Consider the following 24941-nt stretch of genomic DNA (forward strand, 5'->3'; position numbering starts at 1 on the left):
GCACGGACCGGCCGGTCCGTGCGCTCACCGGTTTCGTTTCAAGGGTTCAGCCCTCAGGAGGGGATGGATGCCGGTCTGGCAGTGGCTGCTCGACATCGTCGGCCTGCTCCTGCTCCTGCCCATCCTCTACGGCGTCGGCCTGATCGTGCGCCGCCGCTGGATCGCCCGCCACGGCGGCACCTTCGAGCTGAGCGTGCGCCTGCGCACCACGCGCCCCGGCCACGGCTGGGTGCTCGGCATCGGCCGCTACAGCGGCGACCGGCTCGAGTGGTTCCGGATCTTCTCGATCACGCCCAGGCCGTCGCTCACCTGGTCGCGCAGCGACCTCGGCTACTCCGGGCGCCGGGCCCCGGTGGGCCACGAGGAGATGTCCCTCTACGCCGGGCACCTCGTGGTCTCCTGCCACACCGTCGACGGACCGGTTGAGCTGGCGATGAGCGAGGCCTCCCTCACCGGCTTCCAGGCGTGGCTCGAGTCCGGGCCACCCGGGTCCGACTGGGATCGCGGCGGGGTTCCGCGCGGATGACGGGAAGCCTGCCGGCCGCTCGCACGGCCGTGATGGTGTCGTTCTTCCTCAACGGGTTCGGCTTCGCCACCTGGGTCTCCCGCATCCCGGAGGTCCGCGAGGGGCTCGGCCTCAGCAACGGTGGCCTCGGGCTCCTCCTGTTCGCGATCGCCGCCGGGTCGGTGCTGACGCTGCCGACGACGGGGACGATGATCACCCGCTGGGGCGCCGACCGCGTGGTGCGGATCGGCGTCGGGGCGGACACGATCGGCCTGCTGGTCGCGGCGGTCGGGGCCGGGGTGCTCGGGAGCATGCCCGTCGCGGCGGCCGGCCTGTTCGCCTACGGCCTGGGCATCGGTGTCTGGGACGTCGCGATGAACGTCGAGGGCGCGGCCGTCGAGCGAGGCCTCGGCCGCACCATCATGCCGCGCTTCCACGCCGCCTTCAGCCTGGGCACGGTGGCCGGCGCCGCGCTCGGTGTGCTCGCGACCGCCCTGGACGTGTCGATGGTGTCGCATCTCGGCCTGAGCGCCGCGGTGATGGCGGCCGCCGCGCTCGAGTCGACCCGCCGCTTCCTGCCCCGCGGCCAGGAGCACGACGAGGCCGAGGCGGCCCGGCCGTCCGCCGCGCGTGCCTGGCTCGAGCCCCGCACCGTGCTCATCGGCCTGATGGTCTTCGCCCTCGGCGCGACCGAGGGCACCGCCAACGACTGGCTGGCGGTCGCGCTGATCGACGGCTACGACGTGCCGCACTGGCAGGGCGTGGCCGGCTTCGGGCTCTTCGTCGCGGCGATGACGGCAGGCCGCGTCTGGGGCACCTCGCTGCTCGACCGGCACGGCCGGACGGCCGTGCTGTGGACCACGATGGCCGTGGCCGCTTCCGGCGTACTGCTGATCGTCCTCGGCGGCCACCCGGCGGTGGCCGTGGTGGGCATCGTGATGTGGGGGCTGGGCGCCTCCCTCGGCTTCCCGGTCGGGATGAGCGCCGCCGCGGACGACCCCCGCCACGCCGCCGTACGCGTCTCCGTCGTCTCGACCATCGCCTACACCGCATTCCTCGCAGGCCCGCCCCTGCTCGGCTTCCTCGCCGATAGGGTCGGGACCCTGCCCGCCCTGCTCGCCGTGGCCGTGCTGCTCGTGCCCAGCGCCCTTCTGGTGCCGGCTGCCCGGGAGCGCGTCGAAGCCCGCTGACGTCGCCGCGGGTCAGCCCACTCCGTAGCGCTTGTGGTGCGCGGCCAGCCACGCGTCCGTGAGCTCCCGCGTCTGGTCGGCCGTCGTCGAGAGAGAGTCCGGCAGCGGCGCCCGGCAGCCGGCGCCGGCGCAGTACCGCAGCTGCTGCCAGACCTGGGCAAGCGCACGGCGTAGGTCGGCGTGCGCCTTGCTGCTGTGCAGCGACTCCATCTGGTGGGGGTCGGTCGCCAGATCGTAGAGCTCCGTGTCGCCGTTGCGGTAGCGGATGTAGGTGTAGCGCGCCGTGCGCACGCCGATCGCCGTCCGGGCGTCCTTCGAGAGCGGCGCGAAGCCGTTCTCCTTGCCGCGAGGCCCGTGCGCGGACTCGATGAGCACGGGCGTGGTCCAGCCCTCGTCGGCGCCGAAGAGGGCCGGCACCCGGGAGGCGCCGTCTGCCTGGCGGGGCGCCGCGGCACCGCCGAAGTCGAGGAGCGTCGCCGTGAGGTCGACCAGCGTCGTGGGGGCGTAGCGGACGCTGCCGTCGCGGAGGCCCGGCCCGGTCATCACGAGCGGCACGCGCAGCGAGGGCTCGTGGCCGTTGACCTTGCCCTGGCGCAGGCGGTGCTCGCCGAGGTAGTAGCCGTTGTCGGAGGTGAACACGAGCACCGTGTCCTCCCACTCGCCGAGGGCCTCGAGCTCCGTCTTGAGGGCCGCGATCTCCTTGTCCATCGCGAGGATGGCCTCGGCGCGCTGCCGGCTGAGCTCGCGGAGCGCGAGGCGCTCCTGCCGGGTCAGCTCGGGGCGGGAGCGGATGTACGCCGGCTTGTCGCGCACGTCCGCCTCGGTGGCTCCGCCGGAGCGGGGCACGCCGAGGCTGTGGGTGATCAGCTTGTCGAACCGTCCCTCCACCTGCCACGGCCGGGCGGGGGTCTTGATCTTGGTGCGCCGCCCGCGGGCGTCGGGGACCTTGCCCGGGTCGTCGGGCTCGTCGGGGCCGCCGAAGTGGGGAGCCAGGAAGTTGACGTGCGCGAAGAACGGAGCCTCGCCCGCGAGGTCGCGCGCGAGCTCGCGGCTGTAGGCGCCCACGACACCCGTCTGGTAGACGCCGCCGTGGTTCTCCGTCACGCCGTCGTGGTTGTACGGCGTGCTGAAGTAGTTGTAGGTCCCGCCCCACACCCCGCGCAGGCCGGGGTCCTCGAACGCGCCGATCCACTCCGTCCACCCCGGCGGCACGTACTGCCACGACTCCTGGCCGGTGACGAGGGAGTCGTCCTCGCCGTAGCGGTTGAGGTACTTCCCGACGTAGCCCGTGCCGTAGCCGGCGGCCTGCATCGAGGTCGCGATCGTGCGCGAGTCGTCGAACGAGCCGAACGCGTAGGGCGGCTCGTGCCAGAGCACCCCGTGGTTGTGCGCGTGCTGACCGGTCAGGAACGACGCCCGCGCCGGACAGCACAGCGGGAAGCTGGAGAAGGCGTTGGCGAAGGTCACGCCGTGACGGGCGAGCCGGCTGACGGTCGGCGCGAACCGCAGCTCGTCGAAGCGCATGTCGTCGGCCATCACCACGACCACATTCGGCCGGTGTGGCGGCTCGGCGGCGGAGGCCCGTGACGTGGCGGGGCCCGGTGCGGTGCCCGCGAGGGCAGACGACAGCGTGATGCAGCTCGCGGCGATGAAGCCCGCCCCCCGAAGACGTCCCATGGTGGGAGCGAGGCTACTTCACACGAGGGGGCCTTCCGGCGCTTTCACCACCGGCTATTCGCGGCGGCTCGGGTCTCCGCTCGTTCCTCGCTGCGACCTCTCGCCGCCGGCTATTCGCGGCGGCTCGGGTCTCCGCTCGTTCCTCGCTGCGACCTCTCGCCGCCGGGCACCCAGAGCACGTCGCCCGTCGCCCTGTTCGCGTGCCGCGCCAGGATGAAGAGCAGGTCGGAGAGGCGGTTGAGGTAGGTGATCGCCAGTGGGTTCATGGTCGACTCGTGCTCGGCCCAGGCCGCCCAGGCGGACCGCTCGGCACGGCGTACGACGGTGCGCGCGACGTGGAGGTGCGCGCCCCCGGGGGTGCCGCCGTTGAGGATGAAGGAGCGCAGGTTGGGCAGGTCCTCGTTGTAGGCGTCGCACCAGGACTCGAGCCGGTCGATGTAGTCCTGCTCGATGCGCAGCGGCGGGTACTCCGGGTCGGGCACCACCGGGGTGCAGAGGTCGGCGCCGACGTCGAAGAGGTCGTTCTGCACGTGGACGAGCACCCCGGCTACGTCGTCGTCCAGCTCGCCCACCGCGACCGCCAGGCCGACCTGGGCGTTGGCCTCGTCGACGTCGGCGTAGGCCTGCAGCCGGGGGTCGGTCTTGGTGGTCTCGCTCATGTCACCGAGCCGGGTGGTGCCGGCGTCGCCGGTGCGGGTGTAGATCCGGGTGAGGTTGACCATGCTCCGAGCCTAATGGGCAGCGATGGACCCGCCGGCCCGGTTCCGGAGTCAGATCACACGAGTCACATCCGCCCCTTGCGTCACATTGCGGACGTGTGCGTCCACAGGCGTCCACTATCCGCATCGGCACCAAACCGGCTCAGGTGTCGGCGCAACCGAGGTGGGTACTGCTGCGTCATAGTGGGTGCGGAGTCGCACACCGGGACCCCGCAGGGAGGACACCGATGGACATCACCACCGAGGGCGCCACGCTGGTCCTCCACGGAGACTTCGACGTGCGCAGCACCGGGGAGGTGCGCAACGCGATCTACGAGCGACTCGAGGGTCATGACGAGGACGTCGTCGTGGACATGTCCGAGGTCGAGACCATCGACCTCACCGCCCTCAAGGTCCTCGCGGCCGCCACCCACCGTGCCAGCCGGGCCGGCCACCACGTCACCCTGCGCAACTGCGGCCCCGCGGTCCGGCGGATGCTGCACCTGTCCCGCCTCGCCCACGTGCTCGAGGTGGAGCGCCGCGCCGCGACGGCGTGAGTGTGACGCTTCACATGTCCAGCCGGTGACTGGGCGGTAACCCGCGCCATACGCTGACCGCATGACTGACAAGCAGGTCGACGTTCACTCCACGGACTCCGGGCGCCCGGCCAAGGACCGTCCCTGGGTGATGCGCACCTACGCCGGCCACTCCACGGCCGCGGCGTCCAACGCGCTCTACCGCAAGAACCTTGCCAAGGGCCAGACCGGCCTCAGCGTCGCCTTCGACCTGCCCACGCAGACCGGCTACGACCCCGACAGCCCGCTCAGCCGCGGCGAGGTCGGCAAGGTCGGGGTGCCCGTGCCGCACCTGGGCGAGATGCGGCGTCTGTTCGAGGACATCCCGCTCACGGAGATGAACACCTCGATGACCATCAACGCGACGGCCATGTGGCTGCTGGCGATGTACCAGGTGGTCGCCGAGGAGCAGAACCCGGAGATGGCCCCGAGCGAGGTCGCGCACCGGCTCGCCGGCACCACGCAGAACGACATCATCAAGGAGTACCTCTCGCGCGGGACCTACGTGTTCCCGCCCGAGCACTCCCTACGCCTGATCAGCGACATGATCGCCTACACGGTCCACGAGATCCCCACGTGGAACCCGATCAACATCTGCAGCTACCACCTGCAGGAGGCCGGGGCGACGCCGACCCAGGAGCTCGCCTACGCGCTGTGCACCGCGATCGCCGTGCTCGACCAGGTGAAGGCGTCCGGCCAGGTCTCCGAGGAGGACTTCGGCAAGGTCGTCGGCCGCATCTCGTTCTTCGTCAACGCCGGCGTGCGCTTCATCGAGGAGACCTGCAAGATGCGGGCCTTCGTCCGGCTGTGGGACGAGATCACCCGTGAGCGCTACGGCGTCGAGGACGAGAAGATGCGCCGGTTCCGCTACGGCGTGCAGGTCAACTCGCTCGGTCTCACCGAGGCGCAGCCGGAGAACAACGTGCAGCGCATCGTCCTCGAGATGCTGGGCGTGACGCTGTCCAAGAACGCTCGCGCCCGCGCCGTACAGCTGCCGGCCTGGAACGAGGCGCTCGGCCTGCCGCGGCCGTGGGACCAGCAGTGGTCGCTGCGCCTGCAGCAGGTGCTCGCCTTCGAGTCCGACCTCCTGGAGTACGACGACATCTTCGACGGCAGCCACGTGATCGAGGCCAAGGTGGCCGAGCTGGTCGCCGGCGCCAAGGAGGAGATCGACCGCGTCCAGGCCATGGGCGGCGCGATCGCGGCGGTGGAGTCCGGCTACATGAAGCAGGCGCTGGTCAGCGCCCACGCGGCCCGCCGAGCCCGCATCGAGTCGGGCGAGGAGATCATCGTCGGCGTCAACAGGTTCGACACCACCGAGCCGTCGCCGCTGACCGCCAACCTGGACGAGGCGATCATGGTCGCCGACCCCCAGGCCGAGCAGGCGGCCCTCGACTCGGTCGCCCAGTGGAAGGCCCAGCGCGACGAGGCCGCGGTCGCCGAGGCGCTCGCCGCGCTCGCCGCCGACGCCAAGACCGACAAGAACCTGATGCCCGCCACCCTGGCCGCCGCCCGTGCGGGTGCCACCACGGGGGAGTGGGCGGGCACGCTGCGCGAGGTGTTCGGCGAGTTCCGCGCGCCGACCGGCGTGGTTGGGGCCGTGGGCGTCGCCGAGGCGGGCGAGGAGCTCGCCGCCGTACGCCGTCGGGTCAAGGAGACCGGTGAGGAGCTCGGGGGCCGGCTGCGCCTGCTGGTCGGCAAGCCGGGGCTGGACGGCCACTCCAACGGTGCCGAGCAGGTCGCCGTCCGTGCCCGCGACGCGGGCTTCGAGGTCATCTACCAGGGCATCCGCCTGACGCCCGAGCAGATCGTCGCCGCGGCCGTCGCCGAGGACGTGCACTGCGTGGGGCTCTCGATCCTGTCCGGCTCGCACATGGAGCTGGTGCCCGACGTGCTCGCCGGTCTCCGCGAAGCCGGCCTGGAGGACGTGCCGGTCGTCGTCGGCGGGATCATCCCCGAGTCGGACGGCAAGCGCCTGGTGGAGCAGGGAGTCGCGGCGGTCTACACGCCGAAGGACTTCGGCCTGACCGGGATCATGGACGGCATCGTCGAGGTGATCCGGACGGCCCACGACCTCGACTGAGGTGGATGGATGGCGCGAGGTGAGGTAAGGCTCGCCTGACCTGCCGTAGACTCCCGTCATGGGCAAGGGCAAGGCGAAGGGCAGCAAGGGGAAGCTGCCCAAGAAGAAGTGCTGCGTCTCGAAGTCGCGGTGCGGTCGCTGCCCCCTGCGGATGCTCAAGGAAGGCACCCTGCCCGACGGCTACACCGTCAAGAAGCGGCGCCTGGTCAAGGTCGGCAAGGCCGCCTGACCCCTCATCGTGACGCGACTGTGATCGGTGGCGGAGGCCCGAGCAGGACGCGCCCATTACGCTCGACGCCGTGCCTGGCCGTCCCCTGCTCGGAGGTCGCGTGCACGAGCTGGTCTTCCAGGCTGCGCCTGACGGCTTGCTCGTGGTCGACGCGAAGGGCCGGGTGGTGCTCTCCAACGTGCGGGCGTCCGCGATCCTGGGGGGCCCGTCCCGGGAGCTGGACGGCTGCGCGGCCGAGCTGCTCGTCCCCCGCCTCCCCGATGCCGGGGTGGGCGAGGTGGAGCGGACCGTACGCCGCCTCGACGGCGCCGAGCAGGGCGTGCACGTCCGCCGGACGGACCTTCCCGGCGGGGCCTGCCTGCTCACGCTCCGAGAGGCGGCCCCGGGGGAGCGGGACGACCTCCGGAGGCGGGGGCAGCTGCTGGCCACGGTCTCGCACGAGCTGCGCACCCCGCTGACGTCGATCGTGGGCTACTCCGAGCTGCTCGCCGAGCTCGGTGACGACGAGCTCTCACCGGAGGCGCGGCGGCTCGTGTCCATCGTCCGGCGCCACGTCGACCGCGAGCTGCAGCTGGTGGACGACCTCCTCACGCTCGCCCACCTGGACGGCCCGCTGATGCCTCCCGAGCGGCTGCCGGTCGACCTCGCCGGGCTGGCTCGGCCGCTGGTGCGGGGCGCGGCGGACGAGATCGACGGGGTCGTGTCGGTGACCCTGGAGGCCACGTCTGTGCCGCGGGTCGCCGGGGACGTGCACGGCCTGAGCCAGGTGCTGCAGGTGCTGCTGTCCAACGCGCTCAAGTTCACGCCGCCGGGGGGATCGGTCGTCGTCCGGGTCCGCCAGGAGCGGCACGAGGTGGTGCTCGAGGTGGAGGACGACGGCATCGGCATCGCCGACCACGAGCAGCCGCACGTCTTCGAGGCGCTCTTCCGCGGTGCCGAGGCCGTGCGCCGCCAGATCCAGGGCGCCGGCCTCGGGCTGGCGATCGCCAACGCCGTCGTGGAGGGCCTCGACGGCACTCTCGAGGTCGAGAGCGAGCTCGGCAGCGGCTCGGTCTTCCGGGTCCGCCTGCCGGCGATGCCGGCCGACACGACGTCGGTGATCGCCGTACCGACCCAGCGCTGAGCGCCGGACGCCGCCGATCGGGCAGACTCGCCCCATGGCGAGGGTGATCGTCGTCGGAGCCGGGGTCGTCGGCCTGACGTGTGCGGTGCGGCTGCTGGAGGCCGGACACCGCGTCGACGTGCTGGCGCGAGATCTGCCGCTGGAGACCACCTCGGCCGTGGCGGCAGCGCTCTGGTACCCCTACCGGGCCGGCCCGGAGGACAGGCTGCTCGGCTGGGCCGCACATGGCTTCGAGGTGCTCGCCGACCTGGCCGGCGACGAGGCCACCGGAGTGGTGATGCGCACGGGCACCCAGGTGCTCCGCGAGCGCGAGCCCGAACCGTGGTGGCGCTCGGCGGTGCCGGCGCTCGACCGCGAGACTGCGCTGCCCGAGGGGTACGCCGACGGCTGGACCTGCGTCCTGCCCGTGATCGAGATGCCGGTGCACCTGCGCTGGCTGCAGTCCCGGGTCGAGGACCTCGGCGGCACGGTGACCCGGATGAGCCTCCCCGCCCTGCCCGCAGGGGCCGACGTCGTGGTCAACTGCACCGGCCTGGGGGCCCGGCACCTGGCGGGCGACCGCTCCGTCCTGCCTGCGTCCGGGCAGGTCGTGCGGGTCGAGCAGATGGGCCTCGAGCGCTGGTCGCTGGACGCCGGCGGACCGACGTACGTCGTGCCCCGCAGCAGGGACGTGGTCGTCGGCGGCACCGACGTCGAGGGCGACTGGAGCCGCACCCCCGCGCCGGCGGTGGCCGCCGACATCCTCGCGCGGGCGGCCCGCCTGGTGCCGGAGCTCGAGGGCGCCCGGGTGCTGGCCCACCGCGTCGGCCTGCGGCCAGTCCGGGCCGACGTGCGGGTCGAGCGCGTCGACGACGTCGTCCACTGCTACGGCCACGGGGGAGCCGGCGTCACGCTGGCGTGGGGCTGTGCCGAGGAGGTCGTCTCGCTCGTGGGTGACGGCGCTGGTCCGGGCTAGGCCCGCCGCATCAGAAGAGGCGGGACTCGGCGTCGTCGAGCCCCCGCAGGGCGTCGTAGTCGACGAGCGCGCAGGTGATGCCACGGTCGGTGGCCAGCACGCGCGCCTGCGGCTTGATCTCCTGGGCGGCGAAGATGCCCCGCACCGGGCCCCTCGCGCAGAGCAGGGGGTCGCGGTTGAGCAGCTCCAGGTAGCGGGTGAGCTGCTCGACGCCGTCGATCTCGCCGCGCCGCTTGATCTCGATCGCCACGCTGAGGCCACCGGCGTCGCGGCACATCAGGTCGACCGGCCCGATGGCGGTGGGGAACTCCCGCCGGACCAGGGTCAGCCCGTCGGCCAGGTGCGAGGGGTGCTCGGCGAGGAGCTCCTGGAGGTGCTTCTCCACGCCGTCCTTCTGGAGCCCGGGGTCGATGCCGAGCTCGTGGGAGGAGTCGTGGTGGATCTCCTCGATCAGGATGCGCAGGGTGTCCTCGGGGCCCTTCGCGGTGGCCCGGCTCGTCACGGTCCACTCGACCCGGCCGTCGTCGGTGGTGCCCTCGCGGACGAGGCACGGAGGGGACATCCAGTTGAGCGGCTTGTAGGAGCCGCCGTCGGAGTGCACGAGGACGGACCCGTCGGCCTTGATCATCAGCACCCGGGTGGCCATCGGCAGGTGTGCCGTCAGTCGTCCGGCGTAGTCGACCTGGCAGCGCGCAACGACGATCCTCACGGGGCGGCAGACTACCCGCCGGCCCCGAGTGGCTCGTGTGAGCCATCTCTCGACCACGCTGTGAACGAGTGGTTACCGAGCGGTATCGGCCGGTGCCACACTGCCGCGCATGAGCCCCGTGACCACTGACGCCACCAGCCGCACGCTGGTCCTGCCCTACCTCAACCACGCGATCCGGATGTTCGAGTCCGGCTACGCGTCCCGCGAGGACATCGACGCAGCGATGCGCTTCGGCTGCGGCTACCCGGTGGGCCCCCTGAGCATGGCCGAGGAGATCGGCCTCGCCGAGGTGCGCGACCAGCTCGCCGCCCGTTTCGCCGAGACCGGAGACGTGCTGCACAAGCCCGCCGACCTGCTCGAGCAGCGCGTCGCGGCCGGCGAGACGACCCTCTCCGACGCGGGCTCCGGCGAGACGTCCGAGGCCGCCCTGCGCCACGACGTCCGCACCGTCGGCGTCGTCGGGACCGGCACGATGGCGTCGGGCATCGTCGAGGTCTTCGCCAGGGCCGGGTACGACGTGGTGTACGTCGGGCGGTCGCAGGACAAGCTCGACGGCGTGGTGGCCACGATCACCACGTCGCTCGACAAGGCGATCTCGCGGGGCAAGGCGACCGAGGACGACAAGGTCGCGGTGCTGGGCCGGCTGACTGGTGCGGCGTCCCGTGAGGCGCTGGCCGACGTCGACATCGTGGTCGAGGCGATCGCCGAGGACCTCGCCGTCAAGCTCGAGCTGTTCGGCGACCTGGACCGCATCTGCAAGCCGGGCGCGATCCTCGCGACCACGACCTCCAGCCTGCCGATCAGCGAGTGCGCCAAGGCCACCTCGCGGCCCGAGGACGTCCTCGGCATGCACTTCTTCAACCCCGCTCCGGTGATGAAGCTGGTCGAGGTCGTCACGACCGACCTCACCTCCGAGGCCGTCGACGAGACCGTGAAGGCCCTGTGCGCCAACGTCGGCAAGGTGGCGGTCTCCTGCGGTGACCGCGCCGGCTTCATCGTCAACGCGCTGCTCTTCCCGTACCTCAACGACGCCGTCAAGCTCGCCGAGGCCGGCGCCGAGCTGACCGTCGTGGACGCGGCCGTCAAGGAGCACCTCCAGCTCCCGATGGGCCCCTTCGAGCTGCTCGACGTCGTCGGCAACGACGTGTCCCTCGCGATCCAGCGGGAGCTCCACCGCGAGTTCGGCCATGAGGGCTTCGCCCCGGCCGCTCGTCTGGAGCAGGTCGTCGCGGACGGTCGCCTGGGCCGCAAGTCCGGGAAGGGGTTCCACCACTACAGCTGATCGCCGGGTAGTGCAATGCTGCGCGCATGACCACCGAGCCTCGTGACTTCACCACCATCGGCGTCATCGGACTCGGCACCATGGGTGCCGGCATCGCCGAGGTCTTCGCCCGCAACGGCTTCGACGTGATCGGAGTCGAACGGGACGAGGACGGCATGACGCGGGGGCGCGGGCACGTCGAGAACTCGACCGGCCGCGCCGTGGCCCGCGGCAAGATGTCCGAGGGCGACCAGCGGGAGCTGCTCGGCCGGATCAGGTTCACCACCGAGATGGCCGACCTCGAGGAGGCCGACCTCGTCGTCGAGGCCGTGGTCGAGTCGCTCGAGGTCAAGAAGGCGATCTTCCGCGCCCTGGACGACATCGTCGCGCCCAGCGCCGTGCTGGCGACCAACACCTCCTCGCTGCCGGTCACGGAGATCGCCACCGCCAACTCCCGGCCGGGGCGCGTGGTCGGGATCCACTTCTTCAACCCGGCGCCGGTGCAGAACCTCGTCGAGATCGTCCGGACGGTCGTCACCGAGCCTGCCGTGCTCGCCGACGTCGAGGGGCTCGTCGGCAGGCTGGGCAAGAACCCGGTCGTCTGCGGCGACCGCGCCGGCTTCATCGCCAACACCCTGCTGTTCGGCTACCTCAACCACGCGGTGGCGATGTACGAGGCGAAGTACGCCTCCCGGGAGGACATCGACGCCGCCATGCGCTTCGGCTGCGGCTACCCGATGGGCCCGCTGGCGCTGCTCGACCTGATCGGCCTCGACACGGCGTACGAGATCCTCGAGACGATGTACCGCCAGGGCCGCGACCGGCTGCACGCTCCGGCGCCCATCCTCAAGCAGATGGTCACCGCCGGGCTGCTGGGTCGCAAGACCGGGCGCGGCTTCTACACCTACGAGAAGCCCGACAGCCCGGTCGTGGTGCCCGACGACCACACGCCGTCCGACGACGAGCGCCCCGAGCTGCACCGCGAGATCTCCAGGGTCGGCGTCGTCGGGACCGGCACGATGGCGTCTGGCATCGTCGAGGTCTTCGCCAGGGCCGGGTACGACGTGGTGTACGTCGGGCGGTCGCAGGACAAGCTCGACGGCGTGGTGGCCACGATCACCACGTCGCTCGACAAGGCGATCTCGCGGGGCAAGGCGACCGAGGACGACAAGGTCGCGGTGCTGGGCCGGCTGACCGGTGCGGCGTCCCGTGAGGCGCTGGCCGACGTCGACATCGTGGTCGAGGCGATCGCCGAGGACCTGGACGTGAAGACCGAGCTGTTCGGCGACCTGGACCGCATCTGCAAGCCGGGCGCGATCCTTGCGACCACGACCTCCAGCCTGCCCGTGATCGCGCTCGCCCGGGCGACCGAGCGGCCTCAGGACGTGGTGGGGATGCACTTCTTCAACCCCGCGCCGGTGATGAAGCTGGTCGAGGTCGTCTCCACCGTGGCCACGGCCGACGACGTCTCGGAGACGGTGCGCGCCCTCTGCGACCGGGTGGGCAAGGTCGCCGTCTCGTGCGGCGACCGCGCGGGCTTCATCGTCAACGCGCTGCTCTTCCCCTACCTCAACGACGCGGTGAAGATGCTGCAGGCCCACTACGCGACCGCCGACGACATCGATACGGCGATGAAGCAGGGCTGCGCGCTCCCGATGGGCCCCTTCGAGCTGCTCGACGTGGTCGGCAACGACGTGGCCCTGGCGATCCAGCGCGAGCTCTACCTCGAGTTCCGCGAGCCGGGCTTCGCCCCGGCGCCGCTGCTGGAGCACCTGGTCACCGCCGGCTACCTGGGCCGGAAGACGAAGCGCGGCTTCCGCGACTACAGCGAGGCCTGAGCCAGGTCACCAGGAGGCGAACAGGCGGAGCGCCAGCGACGGAGCCCCGGGGTCGTCGGCGTCGACGGTGGCCAGCAGGGTGGCGGAGCCAGGGGAGGCGTCGACCAGGGCGAGGCCCTCGACCTTGGCGACGGCGCCACGGACGTCGGGCAGCCGGCCTACCAGCGGTGCGGAGCCCTCGGTGAGCAGGGCCAGGACCGAGGCCACGACCGGGCCGTCGTCGTAGGTGTTCGGAGTGTCCTCGGCCGCCGCGCTCACCAGCACGGAGTCTGGTGCGAGGCTCACCGCGTCGGTCACCCCGAGGCCGACCCCTTCGACCGAGCCGAGGTCGTGGAGACGGACACGGCCCGGGGTGGCAAGGTCGCCGGCGAGCAGCGGAGCCAGGGGGATGTCGATGCTCGCCGTGGGCAAGCCGGCGGAGGGCAGGCCCCGGTGCCACCAGCGCAGCGTGTCGCCGAGGATGCAAGCCCCTTCGAGGTTGAGCTGGTCGTCCGCCACGCCGAGGGCGCCTGCAGTTGCGGCGTAGAGCGACGTGAGGTCGCGGACCTGCGCGTGCACCGTGTCTCCGTCGGCCCGGGCGAGCACGGCACGCATCCGGGAGGGTGTCGACCCGGACCCGAGGAGCAGCACCTGGTCTGCGGCGAGGGCGCACGCCGCCTCCAGGTCGGGCTTGAGGTGCTTGGTGCCGCTCGCGGCGTCGAAGGTCTCGTGGCCGTCGGCCGGCGGCAGGAGGCGCACCCGCACCACCGCGTCGCCCCGCCACCAGGCGCCGTGCGTGGCGTCGTCCTGGGCGACCAGCCACCCGTCGGCGAGCCGCGCGACCGCGGACGCCGACCGCACCGGCGTACGGTCGTCGAACCGGAGCTCGGTGACCGCCTCGACCTCGACGCGCATGCTCAGCGGGAGTCGGCGACGATCGCCGCGAGCCGCGCCCGGCTGTTGATGTCGAGCTTGCGGAAGATGTGGGTGAGGTGGGCGTCGATGGTGCGCGGTGACAGGAAGAGCTCCTCGGCGATCTGGCGGCTCGTGAGCCCGTCGGCGACCCGGTCGGCGACCTGTCGCTGCGCGGCGGTGAGGAGGTCGAGCGCCGTGGTCGGCTCGGTGGGGGAGCCGGAGAAGAGGGCACCGACGGCCTTGGCCCCCTCGGGGGTCAGCTCGCCGTCGACCACCCAGCCGGCCGGCGCGGAGCGCGCTGGATCGACAGGGAAGCGGGCGGCGTAGCCCCACGCGGCGGCGTGCCGCGGGGCGCGCAGGGCGGCTGCGGCCGCGGCCAGGAAGCGGGTCTCGCGCTGTCCGCGGGTGGCCGCGACGTGGCCGAGGCCGTCGAGCGCGTCCGCGACACGCAGCGGCATCGGCATCGCGGCGGCCTGGTCGAGGGCGGTGACGAACGTGGTGGCGGCCTGGTCGGCGTCGCCGTTGGCGAGCAGTGCCCGGCCGAGGAGGAGCCGGGCCTCGACCCCGTCGCGGCCCAGTCGGCTGCTGTCGGCGAGGGCGACGACGTCGGCCGCGAGCCACGCCGCCTTGCGCGTGTCGCCCGCGGCGAACAGCTCGCGCGCGTCCTGTGTCAGCACCGGGAGCCGGACGGCCCAGGGCAGGGAGTCGCGGTCGACCGGTGCCGGCTGGTAGCCGCGGTCGAGCTCGCGCAGGAGGGTCTCGGCGAGCAGCGCCACCCGGTCTTCGGCGAGCTCGCGGGCCTCCTGCACGACGGCACGGACCGTGGAGGTGGCCTCGACCAGGCGCCCCTGCTCCAGGGCGATCCGGCTGAGCAGTGTGCGGGCCGAAAGGGTGATCCACCGCTCGTCGTTCGTGTCGGTGCTGGCCATGATGGAGGCGGCGGCCCTGACGGCCTCGGGGAAACGGCCCTGGGAGACGTAGACGTCGGTGAGCGTGCGTGTGGCCTGCCGGACGATCGAGCGGCCGACGGCGTCCAGCTCGATCGCGCGCCGGGCCTCCGCCTCGGCTCGGGCGAGGTCGCCGGCGTCGAGGTGCATCTCGGCGCGGATGGACGCGGTCTTGGCCAGCTGCTCCTCGGGGTGGGGTGCCGCCCTGGCGTGCTCGTCGGCGCGGTCGAGCAGCCACAGGCCCTCGTAGGTGCCGCGCACCTCCGAGGCGGCGATCCCCGCGCGACGTGCGACCTGGGCGCCGATGGCCGCCGGACCGTCGCCGCTGAGCAGCGTGGCCTCTAGGATCTCCACCGCCTCGCGCGCCCGCATCGCGGTGTAGAGCGAGGAGAAGATCCGGTTGGCCAGGCCGTAGCCCACGTCGCGGGTGCCGGGGTCGGCACACGCGGCCAGGATCGCGTCGCGCATCACCGGGAGGTCGGCCAGCCACGGGGCGTCTGCGGCGCCGGTGTTGGTGTCCTGGGGGGCGACCCGGTCGGCCCACCGCAGCACGCCCTCGAGCACCCGGTGACCGTCGTCCGTCGAGGCGGCGAGGAGGGCGCCGTACCGCCTGATCGGCGAGAGCATGTCGAAGCAGCCGTCGGGCCGCACCTCGACCAGGCTGCGCCGGACCAGCCCGGCGGCGAGCTCGCTGGCGCGGACCCGGTCGACGCCGCTGATCTCGGCCAGCACGTCGATGCTGACCGGAGCGCTCATCTGGGAGAGCCTGCGGAAGCAGCGCTGCTGGTCGGGGTCGAGGAGCTCGTAGAGCGCGTGCACCGCCTCGGACAGCGAGGCGGTCGGCGCCACGTTGGTGACTCCGACCTGGGCGATCTGCACGGCGATCTGCTCGATGAGCAGGGGCAGCCCTCCCGTGGCCTCGAGCAGGCGGCGTACGTCATCCTCGTGCCGGACCAGGTCGACGGGGTGACCGCCGGCGGCGTCGACGCGGCCCACCAGGAGGTCGACCGCCGGGCCGGCCAGCGCCTCGTGCTCGGAAGGGACGCGGAGCGGTCCGACCCGCACCACGCGCTCGGCGGGCTGACCGGCCATCGTGAGCGAGGTGATCGCGAGCCGGGCCCGGGTCGTCGTGTCGAGGACCTGCTGGAAGGACGGCCCCACGCGCCCGGTGTCGAGGTCGAGGCCGTCGACCACGAGCAGCACGTCGGCGCCGTCGAGGACGAGGCTCAGGGCACTCTCGCGGCTGTCACCCGGCGCGGCCTCCACCCCGAGGACGTCCAGGCACGCGGTCAGGACCGCCTCGGCACTGCGGATGCCGCGGGCGTGGACCCAGGCGGTGTTGCCCTCCTCTGCGGCGGCATGCCGGGCGAGCAACGTCTTGCCGCTCCCGGGCGGCCCCACGAGGCTGACCCACCGCGACGTGGCGAGGGCGGACGACAGCCGCTCCTGCACCTGCTCGCGGCCTAGGCATGGGGTCAGCACACGGTGAATCTAGCGGCCCGAGAGCCCCGAGATAGGTGAGACTACCGATGTGGTGGACCGGATCAGGAGGGCACGCTGGTGCCAGCCTTCGGCAGGGCCCCACAGGGGAGGGTCCAGTCGCCGGGCTCGGGTTCGGCAGGCCGCAGGCCTCCACGGGGGTGATGCCTGTGGCCTGTCGATCAATCCAGGCAGAACTCGTTGCCCTCCGGGTCCTGCATCACGATGAAGCCGGCGCTCAGGCCCCCGTCGGGCTCGAAGCGCCGCTGCCGCGTCGCGCCGAGTGCCACGAGCCGCTCGCACTCCGCCTCCAGGGCCCCCATCCGGTCATCGCCGGACCGGCCGGGGGCCGCACGCAGGTCGAGGTGGACCCGGTTCTTCGCGGTCTTGCCCTCGGGGACCCGCTGGAAGAAGATCCGGGGGCCGCGGCCCTCGGGGTCCACCACGGCCGAGGCGTCCCCGCGCCGCTCCTCGGGGACACCGGCCTGCTCGAGGAACTCCATCCACGCGGCGATCGGGTCCTCCCCGGGCTCGAGGTGCCGTCCGGGCGGCGGCTGGATGACGTAGTGGAGCGCCTCCGCCCAGAACCGGGAGAGCGCGATCGGGTCGGCACTGTCGAAGGTCACCTGGATCTCTGTGGTCATGGCGCCAGCCTGGCAGCCCAAGAGGACAGCATCTGTCCGCTGGCCCTGCCACGATGGCGCCATGCCCGACAACGTCCCCGGCACCACGGAGCGGGTGCTCCGCCTGCTATCCCTCCTTCAGCAGCGGCCGGTCTGGACGGGGCCCGAGCTCGCTGAGCGGCTCGGCGTGACCACGCGCAGCATCCGCCGTGACGTCGACCGGCTGCGCAACCTCGGCTACCCGGTGCATGCCGCCCAGGGCCTCGGCGGTGGCTACCAGCTCGGCCGGGGCAAGGAGCTGCCGCCGCTGTTGCTCGATGACGACGAGGCGGTCGCCATCGCCGTGTCGCTGCGCCTGGCTGCGGCGGGCGCCGTGACGGGGGCAAGCGAGGCTGCCCTGAGCACGCTGGCCAAGCTCGACCAGGTGATGCCTCCCCGGCTGCGGTCGGAGGTGAGCGCCATCCACGAGAGCACCGAGATGCTCGGGGCAGGTCGCGACGCGATCGACGGGACTGCCCTGCTGGTGCTGGCCAAGGCCTGCCGCGACCTGGTTCGAGTGCGGTTCGGCTACGACGCGCGCGACGGTGCCGCGAGCGAGCGCTGGGTCGAGCCGGTGCGGCTCGTCGCCACCGGCTACCGGTGGTACCTGATGGCCTGGGACGTCGACCGCGAGGACTGGCGCACCTTCCGACTCGACCGGATGCGCGACGTGCAGCCGTCGACGTGGCGGTTCACCCCTCGCGAGCATCCGGATCCGCGGGAGTACGTGCAGCGGTCCGTCAGCCAGGCGCCGTACGCCTTTCCGGCCCGGCTCGTGGTGCATGCCCCGCTCGCCGCGGTGGAGGAGCGCACCAGCGTGAGGTCCGCGACGCTGACCCCCCTCGACGACGAGCGCACCCTGATGGAGGTCGGTGCCCACTCGCTGCACGCCCTCGCCGCACACCTGGCCTGGATCGGCTTCGACTTCGAGGTCGAGGAGCCCGCGGAGCTGCGCGAGGCCGCCCGCGAGATGGGAGAGCGACTGCTGCGCGCAGCTGGAGGCTCCACGTAGTCTGAGGGCATGTCCGCACTCGTCATCCTGCTGGTGGTGCTCGGCGCCCTGGTGGCCGTCGCGCTCGCGGCCGGGAAGACCAGCAAGCGCCGCGAGCTGGCCCGCCGCCAGGCCGAGCTCGAGCCGGTGAAGAAGCTGGCCCAGGAGGACGTGACCGCCCTCGGCGTGGAGCTGCAGGAGCTCGACCTCGACATGGCCGGTCGCGAGCTGAACCCCGGCGCCAACGCGGACTACCAGCGTGCGCTGGACGCCTACGAGTCGTCCAAGCTGGCAGCCGACGCACTCTCCTCGCCCGACGAGATCCGGCACGTCACCGAGATCCTCGAGGACGGCCGCTACGCGATGGCGTGCGTGCGGGCAAGGGTCGAGGGCCGCCCGCTGCCGACCCGTCGTCCTCCGTGCTTCTTCGACCCCCGGCACGGGCTCTCGGTCACCGACGTCCCGTGGACCCCGCAGGGCGGCATTCCGCGCGATGTGCCTGCGTGCGCGCTGGACGCCGAGCGGGTGCGCGCCGGCGCCGAGCCCGACATCCGCAAGGTGATGGTCGGCTCCCGCCGGGTGCCCTACTGGCAGGGCGGCCGCGCCTACCAGCCCTACGCGATGGGCTACTTCGGTGCCTTCGGCCCGCTGGACTGGATGTTCATGGGGATGCTGTTCAGCGGCGGCTTCGAGGGCATCGGCGAGGGCATCGGCGCCATGGGCGAGGGCCTCGGTGACATGTTCGGGGGCATCGGGGACGGCATCGGCAACATGTTCGACGGGTTCGACGGCTTCGACTTCTGACCCGCCCGCGGGCCGGGTCAGCCGGTCGCCTCGCCCCGCTGCCGCGCCCGGTAGGCGGCGACGGCCTCGCGGTTGCCGCAGGTCGTCGAGCAGAACCGTCGGGAACGGTTGCGCGAGAGGTCGAGCACGACGTCGTCGCAGTCGTCGGCCGCGCAGGTGCCCAGGCGACCCATCTCGTCGGAGCGGATGACGTCGACCATCGCCATCGCCGTCTCGACCAGCATCCGGTCGGCCAGCGGGCGGTCGGCGCTGATCGCGTGCAGGTGCCAGTCGAAGGCGTCGTGGCGCTGCAGCTGCGGGAGGGCCTGGGCCTCGGCGAGCATGGTGTTGACCAGCCCGACGGCGGTGTCGCGGTCGGCGACGAGCAGCTCGCGCAGCCGCGGCCGGAGCCCCCGTACGGCGCGGAGCTCGGCGTCGTCGCGGTCGAGCCGCCCGGTGTAGCCGAACCGGTCGTAGAACGCCACGAGGTCGCGCACCGACCCCAGCGGCTCACCGGGCTCGTCGGTGGAGTTCGCAAGCTCCACCGCGGCCTGGAGAGCCAGCTCCGTGTCATGGGTGAAAACCATATTGACAGGTTACATCGAGGCTCGTACTGTCATGAGCGTGAGCACGTTGACCCATGACGCCATGAAGGCGCGGACCACGGCCGGGCTGCTCTACGCACTCGTCTCGGCGACCGCATTCGGGCTGTCCGGCACGCTGGCTCGCGGCCTCCTCGACTCCGGCTGGTCGGCGGGCTCGGCGGTGCTCGTCCGCACGGCCCTCGCCGCCCTCGTCCTCGCCGTCCCTGGCTTCCTGGCCGTCCGCGGCCGCACGCACGTGCTGCGCGACAACGCGGCCCTCGTGACGGCGTACGGCGTCACGGCGGTCGCCGGCGCCCAGCTCTGCTACTTCTACGCCGTCACCCACATGCAGGTCGGCGTCGCGCTGCTCATCGAATACACCGCACCCGTCGCCGTGGTCGTCTGGCTCTGGCTGCGGCACGGCAGCAAGCCCTCGCGGCTCACCGTCCTCGGCGCGGCCATCGCCGGCACCGGGCTCGTCCTGGTGCTCGACCTCTTCTCCGGCGCCGAGCTCAGCACCCCGGGCGTCCTCTGGGCGCTGGGCGCGATGATCGGCGCGGCCACCTACTTCGTGATCAACGCCGACGAGGACAACGGCCTGCCTGGCATCACCCTGGCGGCGGGCGGCCTGCTCGTCGCAGCCGTCGCGCTCGGCCTGGCCGGCTGGATCGGCGTGCTGCCCATGCACGCCGCGACTGCCGACGCGGTCTACGACGGCCACACGGTGCCCTGGTGGGTGCCGGTGCTCGCCCTGGGCCTGGTCACGGCCGCCGTCGCCTACGTGACCGGCATCGCGGCCGCCCGCCGCCTCGGGTCGCGGCTGGCCTCCTTCGTGGCCCTGATGGAGGTGCTGATGGCCGTGGTCTTCGCCTGGCTGCTGCTGGGCGAGCTGCCCCGAGGGGTGCAGCTGGCCGGCGGCGGCCTGGTGCTGCTGGGAGTCCTGGTGGTCAAGCTGGGCGAGGGTCACGCCTCACCGGTCGTGGAGCCGCTGCCCGACTCCCGCGCGCCCGTGCCCGACTGACCCAGTGCCAGACTGACCCAGTGCCAGACTGACCCCCGTGCCTTCCGAGCTCCACACCACGTCGCTGGGCGACACCGGGTCCCGCATCGTCTTCTGCCACGGCCTGTTCGGGCAGGGCAAGAACTGGACGCAGGCCGCCAAGCAGCTCGCGGCGGACCACCGGGTCCTGCTCGTCGACATGCCCAACCACGGGCGGTCGGCGTGGACGAAGGAGTTCGACTACCTCGATATGGCCGACAGTGTGGCGGCCCTGCTGGACGCCGGCGACCCGGTCGCCCTGGTGGGCCACTCGATGGGCGGCAAGGTCGCGATGCTGGTCGCGTTGCGCCACCCGCACCTGGTGGAGCGGCTGTGCGTCGTGGACGTCTCGCCGGTCACCTACCAGCACGTGAGCGACTTCCGCGGCTACATCGGCTCGATGCGCGCCCTCGACCTGGCCTCCCTGCAGCGGCGTGACGAGGCGGACGCGGCCCTGGCCGGCGCCGTACCCGACCCGGTGGTGCGCAGCTTCCTCCTGCAGAACCTGCGCCGCGAGGGCGACTCGTGGCGGTGGCAGGTCAACCTGGAGCTGCTCGACCACGCCATGGCCGACCTCGGCGGCTTCCCCGCCGAGCGCCTTGACGGGGTCGCGCCGTACGACGGCCCGGTGCTGTGGATCGGCGGAGAGCGTTCCGACTACGTCCGGGACGAGTACGCCGCTGAGATGGACCGCTGGTTCCCGCGCAACCGCCGGGTGACCATCAAGGGCGCGGGGCACTGGGTGCACTCCGAGCAGCCCGAGGTGTTCCTCGAGGTGCTCCGGCGCTTCGTCAGCGCGCGTCCTGCCGCGTGAGGAAGACCTCGCGGTGCAGCAGGAGCAGCGCCGCGGCCACCGGCACGGCGAGCACCGCGCCGACGACGCCCAGGAGCGCGCCGCCGACCAGGGCGGCGATCACCGTGACCGAGCCCGGGATGTCGACCGACCGGGTCATGATCTTCGGGTAGATCACGTAGGCCTCGAGCTGCTGGTAGGCCATGTAGTAGACGAACGCGACGACCGCGACCGTGGTGGATACCGTCAGCCCCAGCAGGGTGATGATGATCGCCGAGATGATCGAGCCCACGACGGGGATCAGTGACAGCAGGCCGACGATGAAGGCGAGGGCGAAGGAGTAGTCGCCCAGCCCGACGATGAGCGTGAAGACCAGCGTGCTCAGGCCGGCGAGGATGGCGACCAGGAGCGCTCCGCCGACATAGGCCCCGGTGGACTTGATGATCCGGTCGCCGAGCTGGCTCACCCGCGGCCGCCGGGAGGCGGGGGCGAGCTTGTAGGCCGCCTGCTTGATGCTGGGCAGCGAGACGAGGAAGTAGATCATCAGCACCAGCACGATCAGCGTGTTGGCGAGCGCGGAGACCACCTTGAGACCGACGCCGAGCGCGCCGCCGAAGAGGTTGGCCCCGAACTCGCCCTGCTCGATGTAGGCGCGCACCCGGGCGATGAGGTCGTACTTCTCGTCCAGGCGCTGGACCCGGGAGTCGCTGCGGAGGTCGTCGAGCCAGCCGGGCGCGTTGAGGGTGATCGTGGTGATCTGCTCGCTGATCACCGGCACCACGGCGACCACGAAGAGCGTGAAGACGCTCAGCACCACGAACAGGACGAGCCCGACGGCCTGACCGCGCTTGAGCTTGTGCCGCATGAACCACTCGACGACGGGGTTGAGCCCGATCGCCAGGAACATGGCCATCACGAGCAGCACCAGGATCCCCGAGATGCTCAGCAGTTGCTGGCTGAGGAACACGGCGAGCAGCGCGCCGAGCGCGCCGAAGAATCCGATGTTGAAGGGGGAGTGGCGCAGCAGCGCCGGAGGATGCTCCGGCGCGGTCACTCGTCGTCCTTGAAGCCCGCCACCACCTCGTGGAGGCTCGCGAGCTGGGCGGTGATGGCGTCGCGGCGCTTCGTCATCCGCTCGACCTCCGCACGGGCGGCAGCAAGCTCGCGGGCGGCGTCCGCCGAGCCGCTCGCCGTGATCGACTCGGCCTGGCTCTGCGCCGAGGCGACGATCTGCTCGGCCTCGCGCCGGGCCCGGCTCAGCAGTCCCTCGGCCTCGCTCTGGGCCTGCTGGCGGTGGGCGTTGGCCTGCGCGGTGGCCTCGCGGGCGCGCTGCTCCGCCGCGGCGGCACGCTCCTCGGCCTCGCGCACCAGCCGCTGCGTCTCCGCGGTCGCGTTCGAGTGGTGGTCGGTGGCCTCGCGGGCCAGTCGCTCCTTCTCGACCGCCAGGGTGCGCCGCGCCTCCTGGACCTCGCGGTCAGCGGCGGCCCGGAGCTGCTCGGCCTCGCGCTTGGCGGTGGTGCGCAGCTCGGTCGTCTCCTGCTGGGCGGCCAGCCGGATCTGGTCAGCCTCCCGCCGGGCGGCGGACAGCAGGTCCTCGGCCTCGGCCTTGGCCAGCTGCCGCTCCTGCTCGGCGTCGGTGACCAGGCGCGCGCGCATCTCCTCGAGCTCCTTGAGCTGCACGGTGCGCATGTCGTCGGCCTCGCGGGCGGCATCGGCGCGGATCGCCTGTGCGTCGCTCTGGGCGAGCGCCCGGATGTCGGCGGCCTCGCGCTGTGCCGACTCACGGACGTCGTGGGCCTCGTCCTCGGCGAGCTTGAGCATCGACGCGGCGCGGCCGCCCAACCCGGCGTACGACGGGTTCCTGTTCTCCGCGAGCTCGGCCCGCAGCCGGGAGATCTCTTCCTCGAGCTCGATCACCCGCTGCTCCGACTCGTGCAGGCTCGCGCCGAGCCCCTGCTTGTCGCCGAGCAGCTGGGCGATGCGCTGGTCCACCACGGCGCGGTCGTAGCCGCCGCGGCGTACGACGGGCAGGTTGACCGCGGCAGCGGGCGCCGTGAAGCGGGACGGCGCGGCCTTGGGCGCCTGCGCAGCCGCGGGCACGACGGGCGTGACGACGGTGGGCGCCTCGTCCTCGTCGGGCGTGGGGGCGGTCCGCGAGGCGGGCGCCGGGGTTGTGACCGGAGCCTCCTCGGCCGGCGGCTGTGGCGCGGCCGGCGTGACCGGCTGCCTCGAAGCCCCCGCGGCGGACTCCGCGGACGGTTCGATCGTGGGCATCACCTGGGTCGCCTCGGCGTCGGTCACGTCGTCGGACTCCGGCTCCTCGTCGAAGATGGACAGTCCCTGGTCGTGGCTCATGTCCCGAGCACCCACTTTCTTTCCCTCATTAGGCATGGCGGGGTCCAGTCTGGCCGATGCCCGGGAACGAACACACCCCGGCGCGCGGGCTGGACCCGTGCGCCGGGGTGTGTGGTGGCTCTCGTGCGGGTGCTCAGACTCCGCGGAACCGGTTGATCGCGTCGATGTGCTGGGCGCGCTTCTCCTCGTCGAGGACGCCGAGACCCTCCTCGGGGGACAGGCAGAGCACGCCGACCTTGCCCTGGTGCAGGTTGTGGTGCACGTCGAGGGCGGCCTGGCCGGTCTCCTCGAGCCGGTAGGTCCTCGACAGGGTCGGGTGGATCTTGCCCTGCGCGATCAGGCGGTTGGCCTCCCACGACTCGCGGTAGTTGGCGAAGTGGCTGGAGATGATCCGCTTGAGGTTCATCCACAGGTAGCGGTTGTCGTATTCGTGCATGTAGCCCGAGGTAGACGCGCAGGTGGTGATGGTGCCGCCCTTGCGGGTGACGAACACGCTCGCACCGAACGTCTCGCGGCCCGGGTGCTCGAAGACGATGTCGATGTCCTCGCCGCCGGTGAGCTCGCGGATGGCCTTGCCCAGCCGCAGCCACTCCTTGGGGTTCTGGCTCGTGCCGTCCTCGTTCCAGAACCTGAAGTCCATCTCGGAGCGGTTGATGATCATCTCCGCGCCCATGCTGCGCACGATCTTTGCCTTCTCCTCGTTGGAGACCACGCAGACCGGGTTCGCGCCGCCGTTGAGGGCGTACTGCGTCGCGAAGCCGCCGAGGCCACCGGAGGCGCCCCAGATCAGCACGTTGTCGCCCTGCTTCATGTTGCCGCCGTTCGCGCTGACGAGCTGGCGGTAGGCGGTGCAGTTCACCAGGCCCGGCGACGCGGCCTCCTCCCAGGTGAGGTGCTCGGGCTTGGGCATCAGCTGGTTGGCCTTGACCATCGCGATGTCGGCCAGGCCGCCGAAGTTGGTCTCGAAGCCCCAGATCCGCTGCGAGGGGTCGAGCATCGTGTCGTTGTGGCCGTCCGGGGCCTCGAGCTCGACCGAGAGGCAGTGCGCGACGACCCGGTCGCCCGGCTTCCACTTGGTCACGCCGGGGCCGGTCGCCAGGACGACGCCGGAGAGGTCGGAGCCGACGACGTGGTAGGGCAGGTCGTGGCGCTTGCCGAGGTCGGACTCGCGGCCGTAGCGCTCGAGGAAGCCGAACGTCGAGACCGGCTCGAAGATCGAGGTCCACACGGTGTTGTAGTTGATCGCCGAGGCCATCACCGCGACGAACGCCTCGCCGGGGCCGAGCTCGGGCAGCGCGACCTCGTCGACGTGCAGCGACTTGCGGGGGTCCTTCTCCTTGGAGGTGAGCCCCTCGAACATGTCGACCTCGTCCTTGTGGACCGTCACCGCCCGGTAGGACTCGGGAAGGGTGAGGGAGGCGAAGTCCTCCTGGGTGGCTGCGCCAGTCGAGATGGCGTCGAGGATGTTCTGCACGTGGTGCTCCTGGATCGGTGGGGGTACGTCGTGCTGTAGAGGGAGGTTATCGGTCGCCAACCTCCTGCTGGTCGTCCTGTGCCGGACGTCATACGAA

23 protein-coding genes are annotated in these 24941 nt (G+C 72.1%); 13 read left to right on the forward strand and 10 right to left on the reverse strand.

Features of this window, described 5'->3' with window-relative positions; genetic code table 11:
• The first annotated feature begins 67 nt into the window (after nt 1–67).
• A complete protein-coding gene (locus DDE18_RS08645) occupies nt 68–526 on the forward strand; it encodes a DUF2550 domain-containing protein (RefSeq protein WP_116571829.1) in 459 nt (152 codons plus the stop codon).
• Nucleotides 523–1695: an MFS transporter gene (locus DDE18_RS08650; RefSeq protein WP_116571830.1), complete on the forward strand. Its 1173-nt coding sequence runs from the start codon at nt 523–525 to the stop codon at nt 1693–1695. Before DDE18_RS08645 ends, DDE18_RS08650 begins: the two co-directional genes overlap by 4 nt.
• Nucleotides 1696–1707: 12 nt before the next feature.
• Here the strand turns inward: DDE18_RS08650 and DDE18_RS08655 are convergent, their stop codons facing one another.
• Both DDE18_RS08655 and DDE18_RS08660 read right to left on the reverse strand, forming a co-directional pair.
• A complete protein-coding gene (locus DDE18_RS08655) occupies nt 1708–3372 on the reverse strand; it encodes a sulfatase family protein (protein WP_116571831.1) in 1665 nt (554 codons plus the stop codon).
• Nucleotides 3373–3482: 110 nt separating this feature from the next.
• On the reverse strand, nt 3483–4094 hold the full coding sequence (locus DDE18_RS08660; RefSeq protein ID WP_116571832.1) for a cob(I)yrinic acid a,c-diamide adenosyltransferase: 612 nt from the start codon (nt 4092–4094) through the stop codon (nt 3483–3485).
• A 224-nt stretch (nt 4095–4318) separates the two neighbouring features.
• On the opposite strand from DDE18_RS08660, the gene DDE18_RS08665 reads away from it, so the two are divergent.
• The 5 genes from DDE18_RS08665 (at nt 4319) to DDE18_RS08680 (ending at nt 9035) form a co-directional block, all read left to right on the forward strand.
• On the forward strand, nt 4319–4627 hold the full coding sequence (locus DDE18_RS08665; RefSeq protein ID WP_116571833.1) for an STAS domain-containing protein: 309 nt from the start codon (nt 4319–4321) through the stop codon (nt 4625–4627).
• 61 nt (nt 4628–4688) lie between these two features.
• A complete protein-coding gene (locus tag DDE18_RS08670; RefSeq protein WP_116571834.1) occupies nt 4689–6728 on the forward strand; it encodes a protein meaA in 2040 nt (679 codons plus the stop codon).
• 58 nt (nt 6729–6786) lie between these two features.
• A complete protein-coding gene (locus tag DDE18_RS22920) occupies nt 6787–6957 on the forward strand; it encodes a hypothetical protein (protein WP_165821090.1) in 171 nt (56 codons plus the stop codon).
• A 70-nt stretch (nt 6958–7027) separates the two neighbouring features.
• Complete coding sequence (locus DDE18_RS08675) at nt 7028–8080, forward strand: ATP-binding protein (RefSeq protein WP_116571835.1); 1053 nt, start codon at nt 7028–7030, stop codon at nt 8078–8080.
• 34 nt (nt 8081–8114) lie between these two features.
• Entirely contained in the window at nt 8115–9035 is a 921-nt protein-coding gene (locus DDE18_RS08680) for an FAD-dependent oxidoreductase (RefSeq protein ID WP_116571836.1), read from the forward strand.
• A gap of 10 nt (nt 9036–9045) precedes the next feature.
• Here the strand turns inward: DDE18_RS08680 and nucS are convergent, their stop codons facing one another.
• A complete protein-coding gene (gene nucS, locus DDE18_RS08685) occupies nt 9046–9744 on the reverse strand; it encodes an endonuclease NucS (RefSeq protein WP_116571837.1) in 699 nt (232 codons plus the stop codon).
• Nucleotides 9745–9853: 109 nt separating this feature from the next.
• On the opposite strand from nucS, the gene DDE18_RS08690 reads away from it, so the two are divergent.
• Together DDE18_RS08690 and DDE18_RS08695 are read left to right on the forward strand one after the other, a co-directional pair.
• Nucleotides 9854–11026, forward strand: a complete 1173-nt coding sequence (locus DDE18_RS08690; protein WP_116571838.1) for a 3-hydroxyacyl-CoA dehydrogenase NAD-binding domain-containing protein — start codon at nt 9854–9856, stop codon at nt 11024–11026.
• A gap of 26 nt (nt 11027–11052) precedes the next feature.
• Nucleotides 11053–12843: a 3-hydroxyacyl-CoA dehydrogenase family protein gene (locus DDE18_RS08695; RefSeq protein ID WP_116571839.1), complete on the forward strand. Its 1791-nt coding sequence runs from the start codon at nt 11053–11055 to the stop codon at nt 12841–12843.
• Between the two features lie 6 nt (nt 12844–12849).
• On the opposite strand, the gene DDE18_RS08700 is transcribed toward DDE18_RS08695, so the two are convergent.
• The 3 genes from DDE18_RS08700 to DDE18_RS08710 all read right to left on the reverse strand — a co-directional run bounded on the left by DDE18_RS08700 (nt 12850) and on the right by DDE18_RS08710 (nt 16807).
• On the reverse strand, nt 12850–13737 hold the full coding sequence (locus DDE18_RS08700) for a DUF6910 family protein (RefSeq protein ID WP_116571840.1): 888 nt from the start codon (nt 13735–13737) through the stop codon (nt 12850–12852).
• Nucleotides 13738–13739: 2 nt separating this feature from the next.
• Complete coding sequence (locus tag DDE18_RS08705) at nt 13740–16166, reverse strand: LuxR C-terminal-related transcriptional regulator (protein WP_133241194.1); 2427 nt, start codon at nt 16164–16166, stop codon at nt 13740–13742.
• 179 nt (nt 16167–16345) lie between these two features.
• On the reverse strand, nt 16346–16807 hold the full coding sequence (locus tag DDE18_RS08710) for a VOC family protein (RefSeq protein ID WP_116571842.1): 462 nt from the start codon (nt 16805–16807) through the stop codon (nt 16346–16348).
• Between the two features lie 61 nt (nt 16808–16868).
• Between DDE18_RS08710 and DDE18_RS08715 the strand changes: the two genes are divergently transcribed.
• Both DDE18_RS08715 and DDE18_RS08720 read left to right on the forward strand, forming a co-directional pair.
• Nucleotides 16869–17837 carry a helix-turn-helix transcriptional regulator gene (locus DDE18_RS08715; protein ID WP_116571843.1) on the forward strand — a complete coding sequence of 323 codons (969 nt, stop codon included), beginning with the start codon at nt 16869–16871 and terminating at the stop codon, nt 17835–17837.
• A gap of 9 nt (nt 17838–17846) precedes the next feature.
• Nucleotides 17847–18620, forward strand: coding sequence for a hypothetical protein (locus DDE18_RS08720; RefSeq protein ID WP_116571844.1), 774 nt, complete (start codon nt 17847–17849; stop codon nt 18618–18620).
• Nucleotides 18621–18637: 17 nt separating this feature from the next.
• On the opposite strand, the gene DDE18_RS08725 is transcribed toward DDE18_RS08720, so the two are convergent.
• Nucleotides 18638–19186: a CGNR zinc finger domain-containing protein gene (locus DDE18_RS08725; protein WP_116571845.1), complete on the reverse strand. Its 549-nt coding sequence runs from the start codon at nt 19184–19186 to the stop codon at nt 18638–18640.
• A 37-nt stretch (nt 19187–19223) separates the two neighbouring features.
• On the opposite strand from DDE18_RS08725, the gene DDE18_RS08730 reads away from it, so the two are divergent.
• Together DDE18_RS08730 and DDE18_RS08735 are read left to right on the forward strand one after the other, a co-directional pair.
• Entirely contained in the window at nt 19224–20204 is a 981-nt protein-coding gene (locus DDE18_RS08730) for an EamA family transporter (RefSeq protein ID WP_245916525.1), read from the forward strand.
• A gap of 37 nt (nt 20205–20241) precedes the next feature.
• Complete coding sequence (locus DDE18_RS08735; RefSeq protein ID WP_245916527.1) at nt 20242–21036, forward strand: alpha/beta fold hydrolase; 795 nt, start codon at nt 20242–20244, stop codon at nt 21034–21036.
• Here the strand turns inward: DDE18_RS08735 and DDE18_RS08740 are convergent.
• From DDE18_RS08740 to ccrA, 3 genes are all read right to left on the reverse strand, one after another.
• Nucleotides 21014–22069, reverse strand: coding sequence for an AI-2E family transporter (locus DDE18_RS08740; RefSeq protein WP_116571848.1), 1056 nt, complete (start codon nt 22067–22069; stop codon nt 21014–21016). The genes DDE18_RS08735 and DDE18_RS08740 overlap by 23 nt on opposite strands.
• Nucleotides 22066–23370 (reverse strand): coiled-coil domain-containing protein, encoded by a 1305-nt coding sequence (locus DDE18_RS08745; RefSeq protein WP_116571849.1) that lies wholly within the window; start codon nt 23368–23370, stop codon nt 22066–22068. The genes DDE18_RS08740 and DDE18_RS08745 overlap by 4 nt, the downstream gene beginning before the upstream one ends.
• Nucleotides 23371–23503: 133 nt before the next feature.
• Entirely contained in the window at nt 23504–24844 is a 1341-nt protein-coding gene (gene ccrA / locus DDE18_RS08750; RefSeq protein ID WP_116571850.1) for a crotonyl-CoA carboxylase/reductase, read from the reverse strand.
• Nucleotides 24845–24941 lie beyond the last annotated feature (97 nt).

Source organism: Nocardioides gansuensis, assembly GCF_003076135.1.
Lineage (GTDB): Bacteria > Actinomycetota > Actinomycetes > Propionibacteriales > Nocardioidaceae > Nocardioides > Nocardioides gansuensis.

Coding starts and splice junctions, on each gene's coding strand:
- DDE18_RS08660 (WP_116571832.1), bottom strand. CDS start 4,094: ATGGTCAACCTCACCCGGATCTACACCCGCACCGGCGACGCCGGCACC.
- DDE18_RS08655 (WP_116571831.1), bottom strand. CDS start 3,372: ATGGGACGTCTTCGGGGGGCGGGCTTCATCGCCGCGAGCTGCATCACG.
- DDE18_RS08670 (WP_116571834.1), top strand. CDS start 4,689: ATGACTGACAAGCAGGTCGACGTTCACTCCACGGACTCCGGGCGCCCG.
- DDE18_RS08700 (WP_116571840.1), bottom strand. CDS start 13,737: ATGCGCGTCGAGGTCGAGGCGGTCACCGAGCTCCGGTTCGACGACCGT.
- DDE18_RS08680 (WP_116571836.1), top strand. CDS start 8,115: ATGGCGAGGGTGATCGTCGTCGGAGCCGGGGTCGTCGGCCTGACGTGT.
- DDE18_RS08725 (WP_116571845.1), bottom strand. CDS start 19,186: ATGGTTTTCACCCATGACACGGAGCTGGCTCTCCAGGCCGCGGTGGAG.
- DDE18_RS08645 (WP_116571829.1), top strand. CDS start 68: ATGCCGGTCTGGCAGTGGCTGCTCGACATCGTCGGCCTGCTCCTGCTC.
- DDE18_RS08720 (WP_116571844.1), top strand. CDS start 17,847: ATGTCCGCACTCGTCATCCTGCTGGTGGTGCTCGGCGCCCTGGTGGCC.
- DDE18_RS08695 (WP_116571839.1), top strand. CDS start 11,053: ATGACCACCGAGCCTCGTGACTTCACCACCATCGGCGTCATCGGACTC.
- DDE18_RS22920 (WP_165821090.1), top strand. CDS start 6,787: ATGGGCAAGGGCAAGGCGAAGGGCAGCAAGGGGAAGCTGCCCAAGAAG.
- DDE18_RS08715 (WP_116571843.1), top strand. CDS start 16,869: ATGCCCGACAACGTCCCCGGCACCACGGAGCGGGTGCTCCGCCTGCTA.
- DDE18_RS08710 (WP_116571842.1), bottom strand. CDS start 16,807: ATGACCACAGAGATCCAGGTGACCTTCGACAGTGCCGACCCGATCGCG.
- DDE18_RS08665 (WP_116571833.1), top strand. CDS start 4,319: ATGGACATCACCACCGAGGGCGCCACGCTGGTCCTCCACGGAGACTTC.
- DDE18_RS08650 (WP_116571830.1), top strand. CDS start 523: ATGACGGGAAGCCTGCCGGCCGCTCGCACGGCCGTGATGGTGTCGTTC.
- DDE18_RS08690 (WP_116571838.1), top strand. CDS start 9,854: ATGAGCCCCGTGACCACTGACGCCACCAGCCGCACGCTGGTCCTGCCC.
- DDE18_RS08745 (WP_116571849.1), bottom strand. CDS start 23,370: ATGAGCCACGACCAGGGACTGTCCATCTTCGACGAGGAGCCGGAGTCC.